This window comes from Neorhizobium sp. 05N33 (genome assembly GCF_056397445.1).
This window is the reverse complement of record NZ_JBFTNK010000003.1, coordinates 727,575-740,639: the sequence shown is the minus strand read 5'-3', so window position 1 is coordinate 740,639 and position 13,065 is coordinate 727,575. Positions and strand designations below refer to the sequence as shown.

General features: G+C 62.0%; 14 protein-coding genes. 6 read left to right on the top strand and 8 right to left on the bottom strand.

The features are described from left to right. Positions 1 to 19 precede the first annotated feature (19 nt). Positions 20 to 310 (top strand): GIY-YIG nuclease family protein, encoded by a 291-nt coding sequence (locus tag AC1DLT_RS12440; RefSeq protein WP_477486926.1) that lies wholly within the window; start codon positions 20 to 22, stop codon positions 308 to 310. 651 nt (positions 311 to 961) lie between these two features. On the opposite strand, the gene sbmA is transcribed toward AC1DLT_RS12440, so the two are convergent. Both sbmA and AC1DLT_RS12430 read right to left on the bottom strand, forming a co-directional pair. Then, positions 962 to 2,233, bottom strand: coding sequence for a peptide antibiotic transporter SbmA (gene sbmA, locus AC1DLT_RS12435; protein ID WP_477486907.1), 1,272 nt, complete (start codon positions 2,231 to 2,233; stop codon positions 962 to 964). 129 nt (positions 2,234 to 2,362) lie between these two features. Next, positions 2,363 to 3,538 carry a YbfB/YjiJ family MFS transporter gene (locus AC1DLT_RS12430; RefSeq protein WP_477486906.1) on the bottom strand — a complete coding sequence of 392 codons (1,176 nt, stop codon included), beginning with the start codon at positions 3,536 to 3,538 and terminating at the stop codon, positions 2,363 to 2,365. A gap of 202 nt (positions 3,539 to 3,740) precedes the next feature. On the opposite strand from AC1DLT_RS12430, the gene AC1DLT_RS12425 reads away from it, so the two are divergent. Further along, positions 3,741 to 3,956, top strand: a complete 216-nt coding sequence (locus tag AC1DLT_RS12425) for a hypothetical protein (protein ID WP_038544383.1) — start codon at positions 3,741 to 3,743, stop codon at positions 3,954 to 3,956. Positions 3,957 to 3,984: 28 nt separating this feature from the next. Here AC1DLT_RS12425 and map read toward each other — a convergent pair whose 3' ends face one another. Together map and AC1DLT_RS12415 are read right to left on the bottom strand one after the other, a co-directional pair. Continuing rightward, positions 3,985 to 4,740, bottom strand: a complete 756-nt coding sequence (gene map / locus AC1DLT_RS12420) for a type I methionyl aminopeptidase (RefSeq protein ID WP_038544385.1) — start codon at positions 4,738 to 4,740, stop codon at positions 3,985 to 3,987. 63 nt (positions 4,741 to 4,803) lie between these two features. After that, entirely contained in the window at positions 4,804 to 5,847 is a 1,044-nt protein-coding gene (locus AC1DLT_RS12415) for an LLM class flavin-dependent oxidoreductase (RefSeq protein WP_477486925.1), read from the bottom strand. 253 nt (positions 5,848 to 6,100) lie between these two features. On the opposite strand from AC1DLT_RS12415, the gene AC1DLT_RS12410 reads away from it, so the two are divergent. Then, positions 6,101 to 7,474, top strand: a complete 1,374-nt coding sequence (locus AC1DLT_RS12410; RefSeq protein WP_477486905.1) for a GGDEF domain-containing response regulator — start codon at positions 6,101 to 6,103, stop codon at positions 7,472 to 7,474. Positions 7,475 to 7,593: 119 nt separating this feature from the next. Here AC1DLT_RS12410 and AC1DLT_RS12405 read toward each other — a convergent pair whose 3' ends face one another. Further along, positions 7,594 to 8,064, bottom strand: a complete 471-nt coding sequence (locus AC1DLT_RS12405; protein WP_477486904.1) for an SRPBCC family protein — start codon at positions 8,062 to 8,064, stop codon at positions 7,594 to 7,596. A 149-nt stretch (positions 8,065 to 8,213) separates the two neighbouring features. Here AC1DLT_RS12405 and AC1DLT_RS12400 point away from each other — a divergent pair, with 149 nt between their 5' ends. Beyond that, positions 8,214 to 8,513, top strand: coding sequence for a DUF1905 domain-containing protein (locus AC1DLT_RS12400; protein WP_477486903.1), 300 nt, complete (start codon positions 8,214 to 8,216; stop codon positions 8,511 to 8,513). Positions 8,514 to 8,699: 186 nt separating this feature from the next. Here the strand turns inward: AC1DLT_RS12400 and AC1DLT_RS12395 are convergent, their stop codons facing one another. The 3 genes from AC1DLT_RS12395 to AC1DLT_RS12385 form a co-directional block, all read right to left on the bottom strand. Beyond that, positions 8,700 to 9,953 carry an RNA polymerase sigma factor gene (locus tag AC1DLT_RS12395; RefSeq protein ID WP_477486902.1) on the bottom strand — a complete coding sequence of 418 codons (1,254 nt, stop codon included), beginning with the start codon at positions 9,951 to 9,953 and terminating at the stop codon, positions 8,700 to 8,702. Beyond that, positions 9,950 to 10,339 carry a YciI family protein gene (locus tag AC1DLT_RS12390; protein ID WP_247039254.1) on the bottom strand — a complete coding sequence of 130 codons (390 nt, stop codon included), beginning with the start codon at positions 10,337 to 10,339 and terminating at the stop codon, positions 9,950 to 9,952. The genes AC1DLT_RS12395 and AC1DLT_RS12390 overlap by 4 nt, the downstream gene beginning before the upstream one ends. 73 nt (positions 10,340 to 10,412) lie before the next feature. Next, positions 10,413 to 11,276, bottom strand: coding sequence for a helix-turn-helix domain-containing protein (locus AC1DLT_RS12385; RefSeq protein ID WP_477486901.1), 864 nt, complete (start codon positions 11,274 to 11,276; stop codon positions 10,413 to 10,415). 134 nt (positions 11,277 to 11,410) lie between these two features. Between AC1DLT_RS12385 and AC1DLT_RS12380 the strand changes: the two genes are divergently transcribed. Then, positions 11,411 to 12,271: an N-acyl homoserine lactonase family protein gene (locus AC1DLT_RS12380; RefSeq protein WP_477486900.1), complete on the top strand. Its 861-nt coding sequence runs from the start codon at positions 11,411 to 11,413 to the stop codon at positions 12,269 to 12,271. A gap of 85 nt (positions 12,272 to 12,356) precedes the next feature. Beyond that, positions 12,357 to 13,064 carry a glutathione S-transferase N-terminal domain-containing protein gene (locus AC1DLT_RS12375; RefSeq protein WP_477486899.1) on the top strand — a complete coding sequence of 236 codons (708 nt, stop codon included), beginning with the start codon at positions 12,357 to 12,359 and terminating at the stop codon, positions 13,062 to 13,064. Position 13,065 lies beyond the last annotated feature (1 nt).

Sequence of the window (13,065 nt, the reverse complement as noted above, 5' to 3'; positions counted from 1 at the left end):
CCGGCGCCACACTTCAACCATGAAGGGTTACGTCTACATTCTCGCCTCTAAACGCAATGGTACGCTGTATATCGGCGTGACGCGCGATCTCCCCGGCCGCCTTTACGAACACCAGAACGAACTCACACCCGGCTTCACGTCGAAATACGCGGTCAAGACGCTCGTCTGGTTCGAGGAATACGACCTCCTTGTCGACGCGATCACCCGCGAGAAGACGATGAAGAAATGGCCGCGGAAATGGAAACTCAATCTGATCGAGGAACGCAATCCGGATTGGGAGGACATCGCCTCGCATCTGCATTCGTTATGAAGTCGTTGGGGCAGAGTCCCCGCCGCGCAGACGCGCGGCTGCTGGATTCCTGTGACAAGCACAGGAATGAGGGTGGTTTAGGCCCAAGCCTTCACTCCAAATCCGATGTGTCTTCGGAAGCTAGTTTCGAGGTTCCTTTTGCAAAGAGGAACCCAGGTCTGAGGCGTTGCAGATAATCGCGGACAGCTCCCCTATCTCCCTCATTCCTGTGCATGTCACAGGAATCCAGCCGCGCTGCGTCAGCGGCGCGAAAGACTCTTTTTGCGCGTCTCCCCTGCTCGAAACCGGTGACGATTCCCCTGCCCATGAAAAAAGCCTCAACCGCATCAATACCTTGCGGACATCCACGTCCCCGTCCGTCCTCGCTTATCCAAAACCATCCCATAATCAACCTGTCATCGGATGGGAAACCGGGTTCGCGAACCGGCACTCTCCTCCAAGGTTTTCGGACCCCGGTTTCCGGTGATGGTTGCCAAGGCGGGTGACGAGGGCTCGGAAATCCTCTGAAGACCGCAAAGAAGCAGCCGGGGCAGGCACAAATCGCCTACCTCCCACATACTCGATACCGCCTGCCCCAATCCCAGACCAAAACCGCGCCGGAGTGACGTCCGGCGCGGCCCAAAATGCTGTTCTAAAAACCTGCGGACGAAATCAATACGGCCGGTCGGCCGCGATCTCGCCGGCTTCGGCTTCGCGCTCAAGGTAATGCTGGTCGATGGTCGGCAGCGGCTGGTCGTCGATCGCCGCTTCGAAAGCCTTGAGGCGCTTGTGGATGGAGAGCAGTTCGATGATCGTCGTCCAGGATGTGACGAGGTACTGGAACGAGTTGCTCACCTGGCCGAAGGCGGTGGCGATCTGCTGGTAGATACCATAGGTTATCTTGCCCGCGACGATGGTCGGCACCAGCATCAGCAGCAGGAAGACGGCGTCGGCCTGGATGTAGAAATAACGCGCCACGTTGAAATAGAGGTAATGGAAGTACATGCGGAAATAGTTCCTCCGCACGTTGCTGTAGAGCTCGTTGATGGTCGCCGGCCGTGCGCGGTCGGCATGGTCCTCGCCATAGACCAGTTCCTTGCGATAGGCCGCCTCGACGCGCTGGTTGCGGAAATTCAGCCCCGGCAGCTTGATGCCGACCGTCGCCAGAAGAACGGTGCCGAACGCCGACCAGAAGATGGCGAGCCAGAACAGCGCATGCGGCACCTCGCCGATGAACGGAAGCTCGGAGACGTAACCGGACAGCGCGAACAGGATCGGCAGGAAGACGACCAGCGTCATCACCGCATTGATCAGGTTGATGCCGAGGCCCTCGAGCGTTGCGGAAAACCGCATCGTATCTTCCTGGACGCGCTGGGAGGCGCCTTCGATGTGGCGCAGCTTTTCCCATTTCGACATGTAGAAGTCGTTCATCGCCGTGCGCCAGCGGAAGATGTAGTGGCTGGTGAAAAAGTCCGTCAGGATCGAGACCGCCATGCTGAGGAAGACGATCTGGGCGAAGACGATCTGAAGATCGTAGAAATTCCAGGCGGTAATGCCGGGCTGTTTCGAAAGGGCATTCTGCAGCAGATCGCCGAACGGCCGGCGCCAATTGTTGATCACCACCGAAACCTGCACCCCGAAATAGGTCACCGCGATGATCAGCAGCGAGCCCCAGACCGACCAGCGCTTCCAGGGATGGTCATGGGCAATCACGCTCCAGGTGCCCCCGAACAGCAATAGGCAGACTGCGAAATACGCATAGAACCAAAGGTTCGCAGGCACCAGGAAATAGGAAAGATCGTAAGGTTCCCGCTCCGGCATCACATATCCGAAGGATGCGCCAAGACCGTCGAAGACGAAATACCAGGCCAGGATGGTAACAATGGCCCAAACGACGCCCGAAAGTGCGAACAGTTTCGGCCGGGGAAAGAAGGAGTGGAACACGGAGCTTTGGCTTTCCTGAGTTCGAGTCGGCGGGATGTCGGAAAAGACTGTTGAGCCGGAAACTAAGGCAGTTCCAAGGGAGCGGCAATGGCCCCGTCATTTTGTTACGCAATTGTAACCACGGGATTATTAGGAAGCGCTGCGCGCAACCGGGAGTGCGAGCAGGACGCACACGACAAGGGCCGCCGCCGCAAGAAGCGTCGGGGCGACGAAACTGCCGCTCCCTTGAGCGATCCAGCCGGCGACCAGCGGGCCGATGATCTGGCCGGTGCCGAAGGCGGCGGTGGCGGAGGCGAGTGCCCGGCGCGGGCTTTCCGGCGAGAGCTTCCGGCCGATCTGCAGCCCGTAGGCGGTGATCACCATGAAGGTGACGCCGAGCAGCAGCCCGCCGACAAGCGCACCCGCCGTCGGCGGCAGCATGACCGAACCGAGCACCCCGACCATCTGCAGGCCGAGCGCCGTGGCATAGGTTTTGCCGAGCCCGAAGCGGTTGACCACCGGCCGCCAGAGCAGGAGTGAAACGGCGGCCGCCGAGCCGGTCAGGAACCAGGCGAGGAATTCGACGACCGGGCCGGCATTCCCCATCCGCGCGATGGTGACGAGGAAGGTCGCGGTGATCACGTAGCCGAAGCCGAACAGTCCATAGGAGGCAGTGAGCAGCACGAGCGGCCTGCGCCATTTAAGCGGCGGTTCGACCGCCGCGCCGGTGCCGATCGCCTGTTTCGGCAGGATCCACGCGACAACGGCGAGCACGACGAGCACGATCGCCGCGCCGGCGAGCCAGTTCGTCCGCCAGCCGTGCGCGCCATCGCCGACCATCGTATTGACGACGAAGACCAGCGCCGAAGAGAGCGCGATGCCAAGCCCGACGCCGCCGAAATGCAGGACGTTCACATTGTCGCGGCCGACCGCATAGGGCAGCACGATCGACGAGGTGAAGATCATCGCAAGCGCGCTCGCAAGGCCTGCCAGAAACCGGATGACGATAAAGGCGACGACGGAGTCGGTCGCGGCCATGGCGGCAAGCAGGATCGCGGTCGCCAGAAGCCCGCCGAGCGCCACATTGCGCTCGCGCCCCGCCGCCCAGCCATAGGCGGAGAGAATGGCGCCGGCGAGATAACCGGCGAAATTGCCCGCCGCGATATACCCCGCATCGGCCGCCGAAAGCGGAATGCCGGTCATCATGCCGGGCAGGATCGGCGTGTAGAAGAAACGCCCGAAACCCATCGCCGCCGCCATGGCGATGGCGCCGGCAAAGCCGATCAACAGGGGGCGGTGCGAATAACTCGTATTGATCTGCAGCATGGCACGGTTATCGCAGCCGCGCCCGGTCGCGGCAAATAAGGAATTTTCATTGCAGCGATGCACCGGAGTGATGGATCGGTACACAAGCGATCGTGCATGTGCCGCGACGATTTGGTGCAGTGCATGACCGAAACCGTCTTGCTGCTGACATGAAAGCAAGCCAATCTCTGAGCCATCGCCATCGGGGCGCGGAGGCATGCGCATGGAACATGACCTGACCCTATCCGAAGTGCTTGTCGATCCGTTGATCGCCCAGCTTCGCCAGGCCGACGCTGTCGGTTACGCCGCTTTCGCGCAATTGCTGCAGAGTGCGTCCCGCGTCTATGCGCGCCAGATGCTGGGAAACCTTCAGACGGAGCGTACCGACGCCTTCTATCGTCGCGTCGATGCCGTGTCGGGCGCCAACAAGCACAACTGACCGACCTGCCGCGACGGCAGGTCTTCCCTCAATCTGCAAGCGTCAGGATCAGCGGTCCGTTACGGGTCGCGACGATCGTATGCTCATATTGCACGGTGGGTGCCTTGGGGTCGCTGTAGAGCGTCCAGGGATCGCCATTGCTGCCGTCCTCGGCCCAGTTGGCGCCGAGTGACAGGAACGGCTCGATGGTAAACACCAGCCCGTCTTCCATCGAGCGCGTCTCGTGGCGATCCGGCCAGGTGGGGATTTCCTTCGGCTCGTCATGCAGCGTCAGGCCGATGCCGTGGCTCGAAAGATTGGTGATCAGCGTATAGCGGTTCTTCTTGGCGAAGTTTCCGATTGCATTGCCGATACCGGAAAGCGGCTTGCCGGCCTTGACCTGCTGCAGCCCGGTCCATAGCGCCCGGCGGCCGTCGCGGCAGAGTTTTTCGATCTCGCGCTTCACCGGCGGCACGGCGTAGGAGGAGCCCGTATCGCCGAAAAAACCGTCCTTGACCGCCGACACGTCGATATTGACGAGGTCGCCCGCCTGGATCACCCGGTCGCCCGGAATGCCATGGGCGACTTCCTCGTTGACGCTGATGCAGGTGGCGCCCGGAAACTGGTAGCAGGTCTCCGGCGCCGATTGTGCACCATTGTCCTCCAGGAACTTGCGGCCGATCGCGTCGAGTTCGCGGGTAGTGATGCCCGGTTCCAGCGCCTTTGCCATGGTCTCCATCGCCTGCGCGCAAAGCCTGCCGATATCCTTCAGCTTGGCCAGTTCGTCTTCGGTGGAAATAACCATGGTCTGCTTTACGTCCCAATACGTTCAAACTCGGCGCCGGTTTCGCGCCATCGGCCGAGCCCGTCAATTCTTTTCTGACGACCCCAGTTCTTTTCTGACCAGCGGGGCGACTTTCGTGCCGTAGAGCTCGATGCCGCGCATCACCTGGGCGTGCGGCATCGGACCGATCGCCATCTGCAGCAGGAACCGATCCATGCCGAACACCTTGTGGGCGGCGATGATCTTTTCGGCCACCAGCTCCGGCTCCCCGAGGAAGAGATTGCCCAGCGTCGAGCGCGCCTCGTCGAAATGCGCCCGGTTGGTCGGCCCCCAGCCGCGTTCGCGGCCGATGCGGTTCATCACCTCCGCCTGCGGGCCGTAGAACTGGTCGGCAGCGGCCTCGGTCGTATCGGCGATGAAACCATGCACGTTGATGCTGGTCTTCAGCTTGACCGGATCCTGACCGGCGCGGCGGGCGGCCTCCCGGTAGAGGTTGAAGAAGGGGGCGAAGCGCGGATATTCGCCGCCAATGATGGCGACCGCGAGCGGCAGGCCCATGGCCCCTGCCCGCGCCACTGATTGCGGCGTGCCGCCGACGGCGATCCAGATCGGCAGTTCCTTCTGCAGCGGGCGTGGATAGACGCCGCGGCCGTTGATCGGCGCGCGCTTCTCACCCTGCCAGGTGACGATCTCCTGATCGCGGATGGCGAGCAGCAGGTCGAGCTTTTCGGAAAACAGCTCGTCATAGTCGCCGAGGTCGTAGCCGAACAGCGGATAGGATTCGATGAACGAGCCGCGGCCCGCCATGATCTCCGCCCGCCCATTCGAAATGAGATCGACGGTCGAAAACTGCTGGAAGACCCGCACCGGATCGTCGGACGAGAGCACCGAGACGGCGCTGGTCAGCCGGATATTCTTGGTGATCGCGGCGGCCGCGGCAAGCACGGTCGAGGGCGACGAGATTACGTAGTCCGGGCGATGGTGTTCGCCCAGCCCGAACACGTCGAGCCCCACCTGATCGGCAAGCGCGATCTCCTCCAGCAGATCCTTGGTCCGCCTTGCGCCTTCCGCGCCCTTGTCCAGTGCTGCGGCATCGACATCGCCAAAGGTATGAAGTCCGAGTTCCATCTTGAAGAAATCCATTCGTTGATGCCCGTCAGATAGTTATCAGGCACCTTTGACGCAAATGCTATTCTTTCGAAGGCATCGTTCGATGGAATGGATAGGTGCCGGGGCCGACCGGCGTCGCCGGCCCCATGACTTGGCAACCGAAACGGGACTACGAGATTTTGGACGCAAACATAGGTTTAGATTCTAAGAGAATGGTAATCCATCGGGCATATTCTCCCCGGCCAACAGGAACAGCGTTTAGGTAAATCGAATGAATGACGGCACCGGAAATCGGCCGGACTCGGACGTTCCGAACCTGCAATCGTCGAATGACATCCTTATCGTCGAGGATTCCGCCGCCCTTTCGGCATTGCTGCGACAGCGGCTCGAGCGGGAGACGGCCGGCAGGACCTTTTGCTGTGCGAGCCTGGCTCAAGCTCGCATGCTGCTGGCGGGGCAGAAATTCACCCTGGCCGTGACCGGCCTCAACCTGCCCGATGCGCCAAACGGCGAGATCCTTGCCCTGCTGGCCGAATACGCGGTTCCGACAATCGTCTTCACGGCAACCTCCGAGACGGAGGGCACCATCCGCTACACCGAGCGGAAGATCATCGACTATATCGTCAAGAGCGACAACAGAACGGTCGATACGGTCGTCAGGACCGTGAACCGCATCCTGACCAACAACGCCTTTTCCGTACTCGTCGTCGATGACGCGAGATGGGCCCGTTCCGGTCTGGTCGAGATCATGCAGCGGCAGAACTTCCGTGTCCTCGAAGCCCTTTCCGGCAAGGAGGCCCTGGATATGCTTGCCGACAATCCATCGATCGAACTGGTGATCACCGACTACAACATGCCCGACATGGACGGACACGAGCTGACGAGGCGCATTCGCGCAACCCGGCCATCGGACGAGCTGCGCATTATCGGGGTTTCGTCTTCGACCGACCGCGGCCTCTCCGCAAGCTTCCTGAAAGCCGGAGCGTCGGATTTCATCTACCGTCCCTTCGTCCCGGAAGAGCTGCAATGCCGCATCGACAACAATGTCGAAACGCTGACCCAGCTGAAGCGGCTGCGTTATCTGGCGGAACGAGACCATCTGACGGGTCTCGCAAACCGCCGCTTCTTCTTCGAAAAGAACCCGCCCCTGGAGCCTGCACCGCCAAACGACGCGGTTGCCATCCTCGACATCGACCATTTCAAGTCGGTCAACGACACCTACGGCCACGAGGCCGGCGACCAGGTGCTGAAGCGTCTTGCCAGCACCCTCAGGGAGATGACCATCGACAAGCGATACCTCGCTGCCCGCCTCGGCGGCGAAGAGTTCGCAATCTACATGAAGGACACCAACGCCTTCCAGGCTCATTCCTTCTGCGAACAGGTACGCAGCCGCGTCCAAACCACCACCATCCCGCTGCAGGACAAGGACATATCGGTGACCATCTCCATCGGCGTCATGGAAATGGAGGAGCGCGAGACCTTCGGCAACCAGCTCAACGCCGCCGATCAGCTTCTCTACATGGCAAAAAAGAACGGCCGCAACCGCGTCTATTCGAGCCTGACGATACCGGAAGCGCTGATCCCCCAGGCGCAGGAACCGGAGGAACCCCGTACCCGAGTGACCCGGCGCCCCGGCACCCGGTGAATTGCCAAACGAAGTTCGAATCCGTTTTCAAAGACTTACGGCAGCCTTCTGAATCAATCCCGAAAGCGCCTTGAGACCGGCGAAGCCGCCCGAGCCTCACCCGGGCGGCAACTCGTGCTTCAGAACGTCTTGGCGATCTCTTCGAGCTGTCTGGCAACGATACCCCAGCCTTCCTCGAAGCCCATCTGCTGATGGGCATTCTTGTCTTCCTCCGTCCAGTGATAGGCCGTCGCGATATATTTCGTGCGGCCGTTGCCGAGGTCCTCGAATTCGACGACCGCGGTCATGAACGGCTTTTCCGACGGCACCCAGGCGCTGGTATAGGCGTCGGTGAAGACCAGTTTCTTGTTCGGCACCACTTCCAGATAGATCCCATAATTGGGGATCTTCTCACCGTTCGGCCCTTCCATCAGGATGAAGCTCGATCCGCCTGCACGGACGTCCATCCGGGCTTCGGTTACTTTCCACGGCTGCGGGCAGAACCATTCGCCCATGCGTTCCGGCGTGGTCCAGGCCTTGTAGAGCTTGTCGGCCGGCACGTTCATCTCGCGGACGATCTGCAAGGCGTGCTTGTCGGTATTGGCGGTCATCGTCTGTCTCCCTCGAGTTTCACGAAACATCTCATCCGATGTTGAACCTAGGACGTGTTACGAGAACGATATCCGACAAGTGTCATGGAATTTTTTAAGGGTCTGCAGCAAATATTTTCGGAACCGGGTGACAGGCATCGGGAGGGGCAATGGTCCAGTTCATATTTGAGGCGACGGTCATCCACTGGCGCGGCCCGTCACCTTTCTTCTTCGCACCGCTCCCACTGAACCATGCGGAGGAGATCAGGCGGCTATCGAAACTCGTGAGCTACGGCTGGGGCGTAATCCCGGTCGACGCCACCATAGCGGGGGTCTCGTTCTGCACGTCGCTCTTCCCGAAGGACGAGACCTATCTCCTGCCTTTGAAGGACGCAGTGCGGAAAAAGACCGGAATTACCGCAGGCGACACGATTGCCGTGGAGATGACGTTACGGCAGCCGAGGCGGTAGCGGGGGCATTGTATCTGCGGTTGCCCCTCACCCTAACCCTCTCCCCGTAAAAACGGGGAGAGGGGACTTGCCCCATTCGTCGCCGATGATCGAGGCAGGCCGGCGCGTCTTGCGTCCTTCTCCCCGCGCGCGGGGAGAAGGTGGCGGCAGCCGGATGAGGGGCAGCCCTGCCTGCGATTGCCCGCCCTACTCCACCAGCGGCGTCACCGCTCCCAGCTTATCGATCTGCTGGCGGATATGGGCGCATTCGGCGGCGGAATTGGCAAGCGCGATCGCCCGGTCGAAGGCCACGCGGGCTTCGCGCCGTTGGCCGGCCTGCATCATCAGCCCGCCCTTGACACCGTGGAAATAGAAATAGCCGTCGAGCTTGTCGGCAAGCGGTGCGATCATGTCGAGCGCCGCCTCCGGCCCTTCGAGCTTCGAGACCGCGACAGCCTTGTTGAGGGTGACGACCGGCGACGGCTGGATGCGCTCCAGGAGACCGTAGAGCATGGTGATCTCCTTCCAGTCCGTATCCTTCGGCGTCGCGGCGCGAGCATGCAGCGCCGAGATCGCCGCCTGCACCTGGTAGGGGCCGGGCTTGCGGTGCCGGATCGCCTTGTCGAGCAGCGCCAGGGCCTCGTTGATCAGCTTGCTGTCCCAGCGGCTGCGGTCCTGGTCCTCGAGAAGCACGATCTGGCCGTCCTTGTCGATGCGCGTTCTGGCACGCGAATGCTGCAGCAGCATCAGCGCCAATAGGCCCATGATCTCCGGCTCTGCCGGGAAGATCCGCAGCAGGAGGCGCGCAAGCCGGATCGCCTCGTCGCAGAATGCAGCGCTGTCGGCGTTGGTGATGCCGGCCGAATATCCCTCGTTGAAGACCAGATAGATCATCGACGAGACGATACCGAGCCGCTCTGTCCGTTCCGAAGGCCCTGGCGTCTCGAACGGCACGCCGGCCTTGGCGACGCGCGCCTTGGCGCGGGTGATGCGCTGCTCCATGGCGCTGTCGCCGACGAGGAAGGCGCGGGCGATCTGGGCGACGCTGAGGCCGGAAACGATCCTGAGCGCCAGCGCGATCTGCTGGGTCGCCGGCAGGTCCGGATGACAGCAGATGAACATCAGCCGCAGGATATCGTCGCGGTAATGGGAATTGTCGAGCCGATCGGCCATGTCACCTTCGGCATCGGACAGATCGGAGAAGGCTTCCTCCTCCGGCAATGGATCGTTCTTGGAGCGCTTGCGGACCACGTCGATGCCGCTGTTGCGGCCAACGAAGATCAGCCAGGCGGCCGGATCGCGCGGCGGGCCCTTGTCCGGCCAGGTCTTGATGGCGCGCAGGCACGCCTCCTGGAAGGCCTCTTCCGCGATGTCCAGATCGCGGAAGTAGCGAAGGAGCGCGCCGAGCGCCTGCGGCCGGGCGGCCGTCAGGGCAAGATCGATCCAGGCAATATCTGTCATGTCTTGGTCTCGCTATTTTTGATTTCGCCGGGATGGAAGACGTAGAAGGGCCGGATTTCGTAGGAACTGGATCCGGGATTGACGACCGAAAGCGCCTTCGAAAAGGCGACCGCCTCTTCCAGCGTCTCGACATCAAGCGTGTAGAAACCGAGCAGCACTTCCTTGGTTTCCGCAAACGGCCCGTCGAGCACCAGCGGTTCTTCCTTGCCTTTTCGCACGGTCGTCGCAGCGGTCGTGGGCATCAGCCGTCCGACCGGGCCGAGCTTGCCGGCCTGCGCGTAAGGCGCCTGCACCTCGATGAGCCTCGCCATGACGGCATCCTCTTCCTCCTTGGACCAGGCGAAGACGGTTTCCTCATGGGCGTAGCAAAGGATGGCGTAAAGCATGCGTAGCTCCTTCTCTCAATGAAGACGAAGGATTAGCGCGGCTGCCGACAGGGTGCAGCAATTTTTTGATGGATCAGGGCCGACCGGTCGGACTGGTGCCGAAAGTCTCGCGGAAACGGCGGGAGAAATGCGACCGCGAGGCATAACCGGCCGCCTCCGCTGCAGCGATGCTGGAGGCGCCCGAGGATATGGCGTTCTGCCCTGCCTTCAGCCGCTCCCGCCGAAGGATGGCCCGGAACGAGGCACCCTCCAGGGAAAGGCGACGCCGCAGCGTCGAGGCCCCGATGCCGATCTGTTCGGCGACCTCGGTTATGCTCCACTGTTCGGAAGGGGCAGTGGCGATAAGCCAGGCGATCTCGTCCGAAAGGCTCTGGCGGAACAGCAGCCGCGCTTCCGGCAACGGGCGGAGCAATGCCAGCACCTCGGCCATCCGCAGCCGCTTGATCGTTTCGCCGATGGCCCCGTCGGCAATCGTGGTGGCCGCATGACAGAGCGCCTCCACCAGACCTTCGCTGAGCGGCACGCCGAAATTGCCCAACTCGCCGCCCTTCAGCCGCTCCGCCCTCGAGAGCGGCGGTATCCCTTCCGGCAGCGACGGAACGTCGAGGCGCAGTGCGACGTAGAACCCGGTCGTCTCGTCGGGAATGTTGACGACATCCATCGGCACCTTGCGCGGCAGGACGAAGACGGAGCCCGGCGGGAAGGCATGCGTCCGGTCGCCGAACCAGATTTCCTTCTGTCCGTAGAGCACGATGCCGATCATCGGATCTTCGAGCTCCAGCGCCTTCACCTTCTCCCGGTCGAAACAGCAATAGATGAACAGCTGCTCGGCATAGGCGTTCATGCCGGGCTTGAGACGCCCCGCCACCATCGGGCGCAGACGGTCGAGCAGGCGGCGGGAAAGATCGGGAAGACGCTGGGTGACGATCAGGTTCATGGCCGCAGTATAGCGCAGGACCGACGATGAAAAACACTTCAGGTGAGCGTTTCGGGCTCAAGCGGTTAAAAATCCGGCCCTGACGGGATGTCGAAAGCAGGCAGAAGGCGTGGCTTCAACGCAGGAGACTTTTGATGAAGACCTTAGCCACCCTTTCCACCCTTGGCGCTTCCGTTCTGGCCGCGGGCGTCGCCCTCTTCACCCTGTCGGGCTCCGCTCGCGCCGCAGCCGATCTCGAACTGTGGCGGCTCGATTGCGGCTCGATCGTGGTCAAGGACCTGTCGAGCTTTTCCGATACGTTCGCTTATAAAGGCGAAAGCCGCACCCTGACCGACAGCTGCTATGCGATCCGCCACGGTGCAGATTACCTGCTCTGGGATACCGGCCTGCCGGCGGCCCTGATCGGCAAGGCGCCGGACCTCGGCCAGCCGCTCGCGCCATCGCTTTCCGTCGACATCCCGACCCAGCTCGCAAAGATCGGCATCAAGCCGGATCAGATCGGCATCGTCGGCATCAGCCACAACCATTTCGACCATCTCGGCCAGGCCTCGACCTTTGCAAAGGCGACGCTGATGATCGGCGCCGGCGACTGGGAAAGCCTGCACGAAAATCCCCTGCCTTTCGGGGTCATGCCGGTGCTCGTCCAGCCCTGGATGGACGGCAAGGCAAAGATCGACCCGGTTTCCGGCGATCGCGACGTGTTCGGCGACGGTTCCGTCACGATGCTCGCCATGCCTGGCCACACCAAGGGCGAGACGGCGCTGCTCGTCAAACTGCCGCAGAGCGGACCGGTCCTGCTCTCCGGTGACGTCGTGCATTTCGAAGAGCAGATCGGAAACAACGGCGTGCCGCCCTTCAACATCGACCGGGCCGAAAGCCTCGCCTCGATGGAGCGCATGAACCGGATCGCCAAGCAGCTGAACGCAAAGCTGGTCGTCCAGCACGACGCAGACGATATCGGCAAGCTGCCGGCTTTCCCGGCCAGCGCCCGCTGACTTCGATGAGATCGCCACTGGCGCATCGCGCGCCGGTGGCTATATTCCGCGGGAACAAAAACTCTGCCTCCCAAGGAACCCCGATATGGCCGACCTTTCCGCCTTCCCGATCACCTCCAGATGGCCCGCCCAGAACCCGGACGTTCTGCAGCTCTATTCGACGCCGACGCCGAACGGCGTGAAGGTTTCGATCATGCTCGAAGAAATCGGCCTGCCCTACGAGCCGCATTTCATCAATATCGGCGCCGATGAGACCTGGGGGCCGGAATATCTGTCGCTCAACCCGAACGGAAAGATCCCGGCGATCCTCGATCCCAACGGCCCCGGCGGCAAGCCGCTGGCGTTGTTCGAGTCGGGGGCGATCCTCCTCTACCTGGCGGAAAAGACCGGCAAGCTGATGTCCCCGGATCCGGCCAGGCGCTACGAGACCATCGAGTGGGTGATGTTCCAGATGGCTGGCGTCGGGCCGATGTTCGGCCAGCTCGGCTTCTTCCACAAGTTTGCCGGCAAGGACATCGAGGACAAGCGCCCGCGCGACCGTTATGCCAAGGAATCGCACCGCATCATCCGCGTGCTGGAGACCCGTCTCGAGGGCCGCGATTGGGTGATGGGCGACGAATATTCGATCGCCGACATCGCCATGCTCGGCTGGGTACGCAACCTGATCGGCTTCTACGGCGCCGGCGAATTCGTGGAATACGATCAGCTGAAACGCGTGCCGGAATGGCTGGAGCGCGCGCTGGCAAGACCAGCGGTCCAGCGGGGCCTGGATATCCCGAAACGCCCGGCGTGAT

Excerpts from the sequence above, each read along its gene's own strand:
- AC1DLT_RS12400 (WP_477486903.1), top strand. The coding sequence starts at position 8,214 with ATGGTCCAGTTCATATTTGAGGCGACGGTCATCCACTGGCGCGGCCCG.
- AC1DLT_RS12380 (WP_477486900.1), top strand. The coding sequence starts at position 11,411 with ATGAAGACCTTAGCCACCCTTTCCACCCTTGGCGCTTCCGTTCTGGCC.
- map (WP_038544385.1), bottom strand. The coding sequence starts at position 4,740 with ATGGTTATTTCCACCGAAGACGAACTGGCCAAGCTGAAGGATATCGGC.
- AC1DLT_RS12405 (WP_477486904.1), bottom strand. The coding sequence starts at position 8,064 with ATGACCGCCAATACCGACAAGCACGCCTTGCAGATCGTCCGCGAGATG.
- AC1DLT_RS12430 (WP_477486906.1), bottom strand. The coding sequence starts at position 3,538 with ATGCTGCAGATCAATACGAGTTATTCGCACCGCCCCCTGTTGATCGGC.
- AC1DLT_RS12425 (WP_038544383.1), top strand. The coding sequence starts at position 3,741 with ATGGAACATGACCTGACCCTATCCGAAGTGCTTGTCGATCCGTTGATC.
- AC1DLT_RS12390 (WP_247039254.1), bottom strand. The coding sequence starts at position 10,339 with ATGCTTTACGCCATCCTTTGCTACGCCCATGAGGAAACCGTCTTCGCC.
- AC1DLT_RS12415 (WP_477486925.1), bottom strand. The coding sequence starts at position 5,847 with ATGGAACTCGGACTTCATACCTTTGGCGATGTCGATGCCGCAGCACTG.
- AC1DLT_RS12385 (WP_477486901.1), bottom strand. The coding sequence starts at position 11,276 with ATGAACCTGATCGTCACCCAGCGTCTTCCCGATCTTTCCCGCCGCCTG.
- AC1DLT_RS12410 (WP_477486905.1), top strand. The coding sequence starts at position 6,101 with ATGAATGACGGCACCGGAAATCGGCCGGACTCGGACGTTCCGAACCTG.
- AC1DLT_RS12395 (WP_477486902.1), bottom strand. The coding sequence starts at position 9,953 with ATGACAGATATTGCCTGGATCGATCTTGCCCTGACGGCCGCCCGGCCG.
- AC1DLT_RS12440 (WP_477486926.1), top strand. The coding sequence starts at position 20 with ATGAAGGGTTACGTCTACATTCTCGCCTCTAAACGCAATGGTACGCTG.
- AC1DLT_RS12375 (WP_477486899.1), top strand. The coding sequence starts at position 12,357 with ATGGCCGACCTTTCCGCCTTCCCGATCACCTCCAGATGGCCCGCCCAG.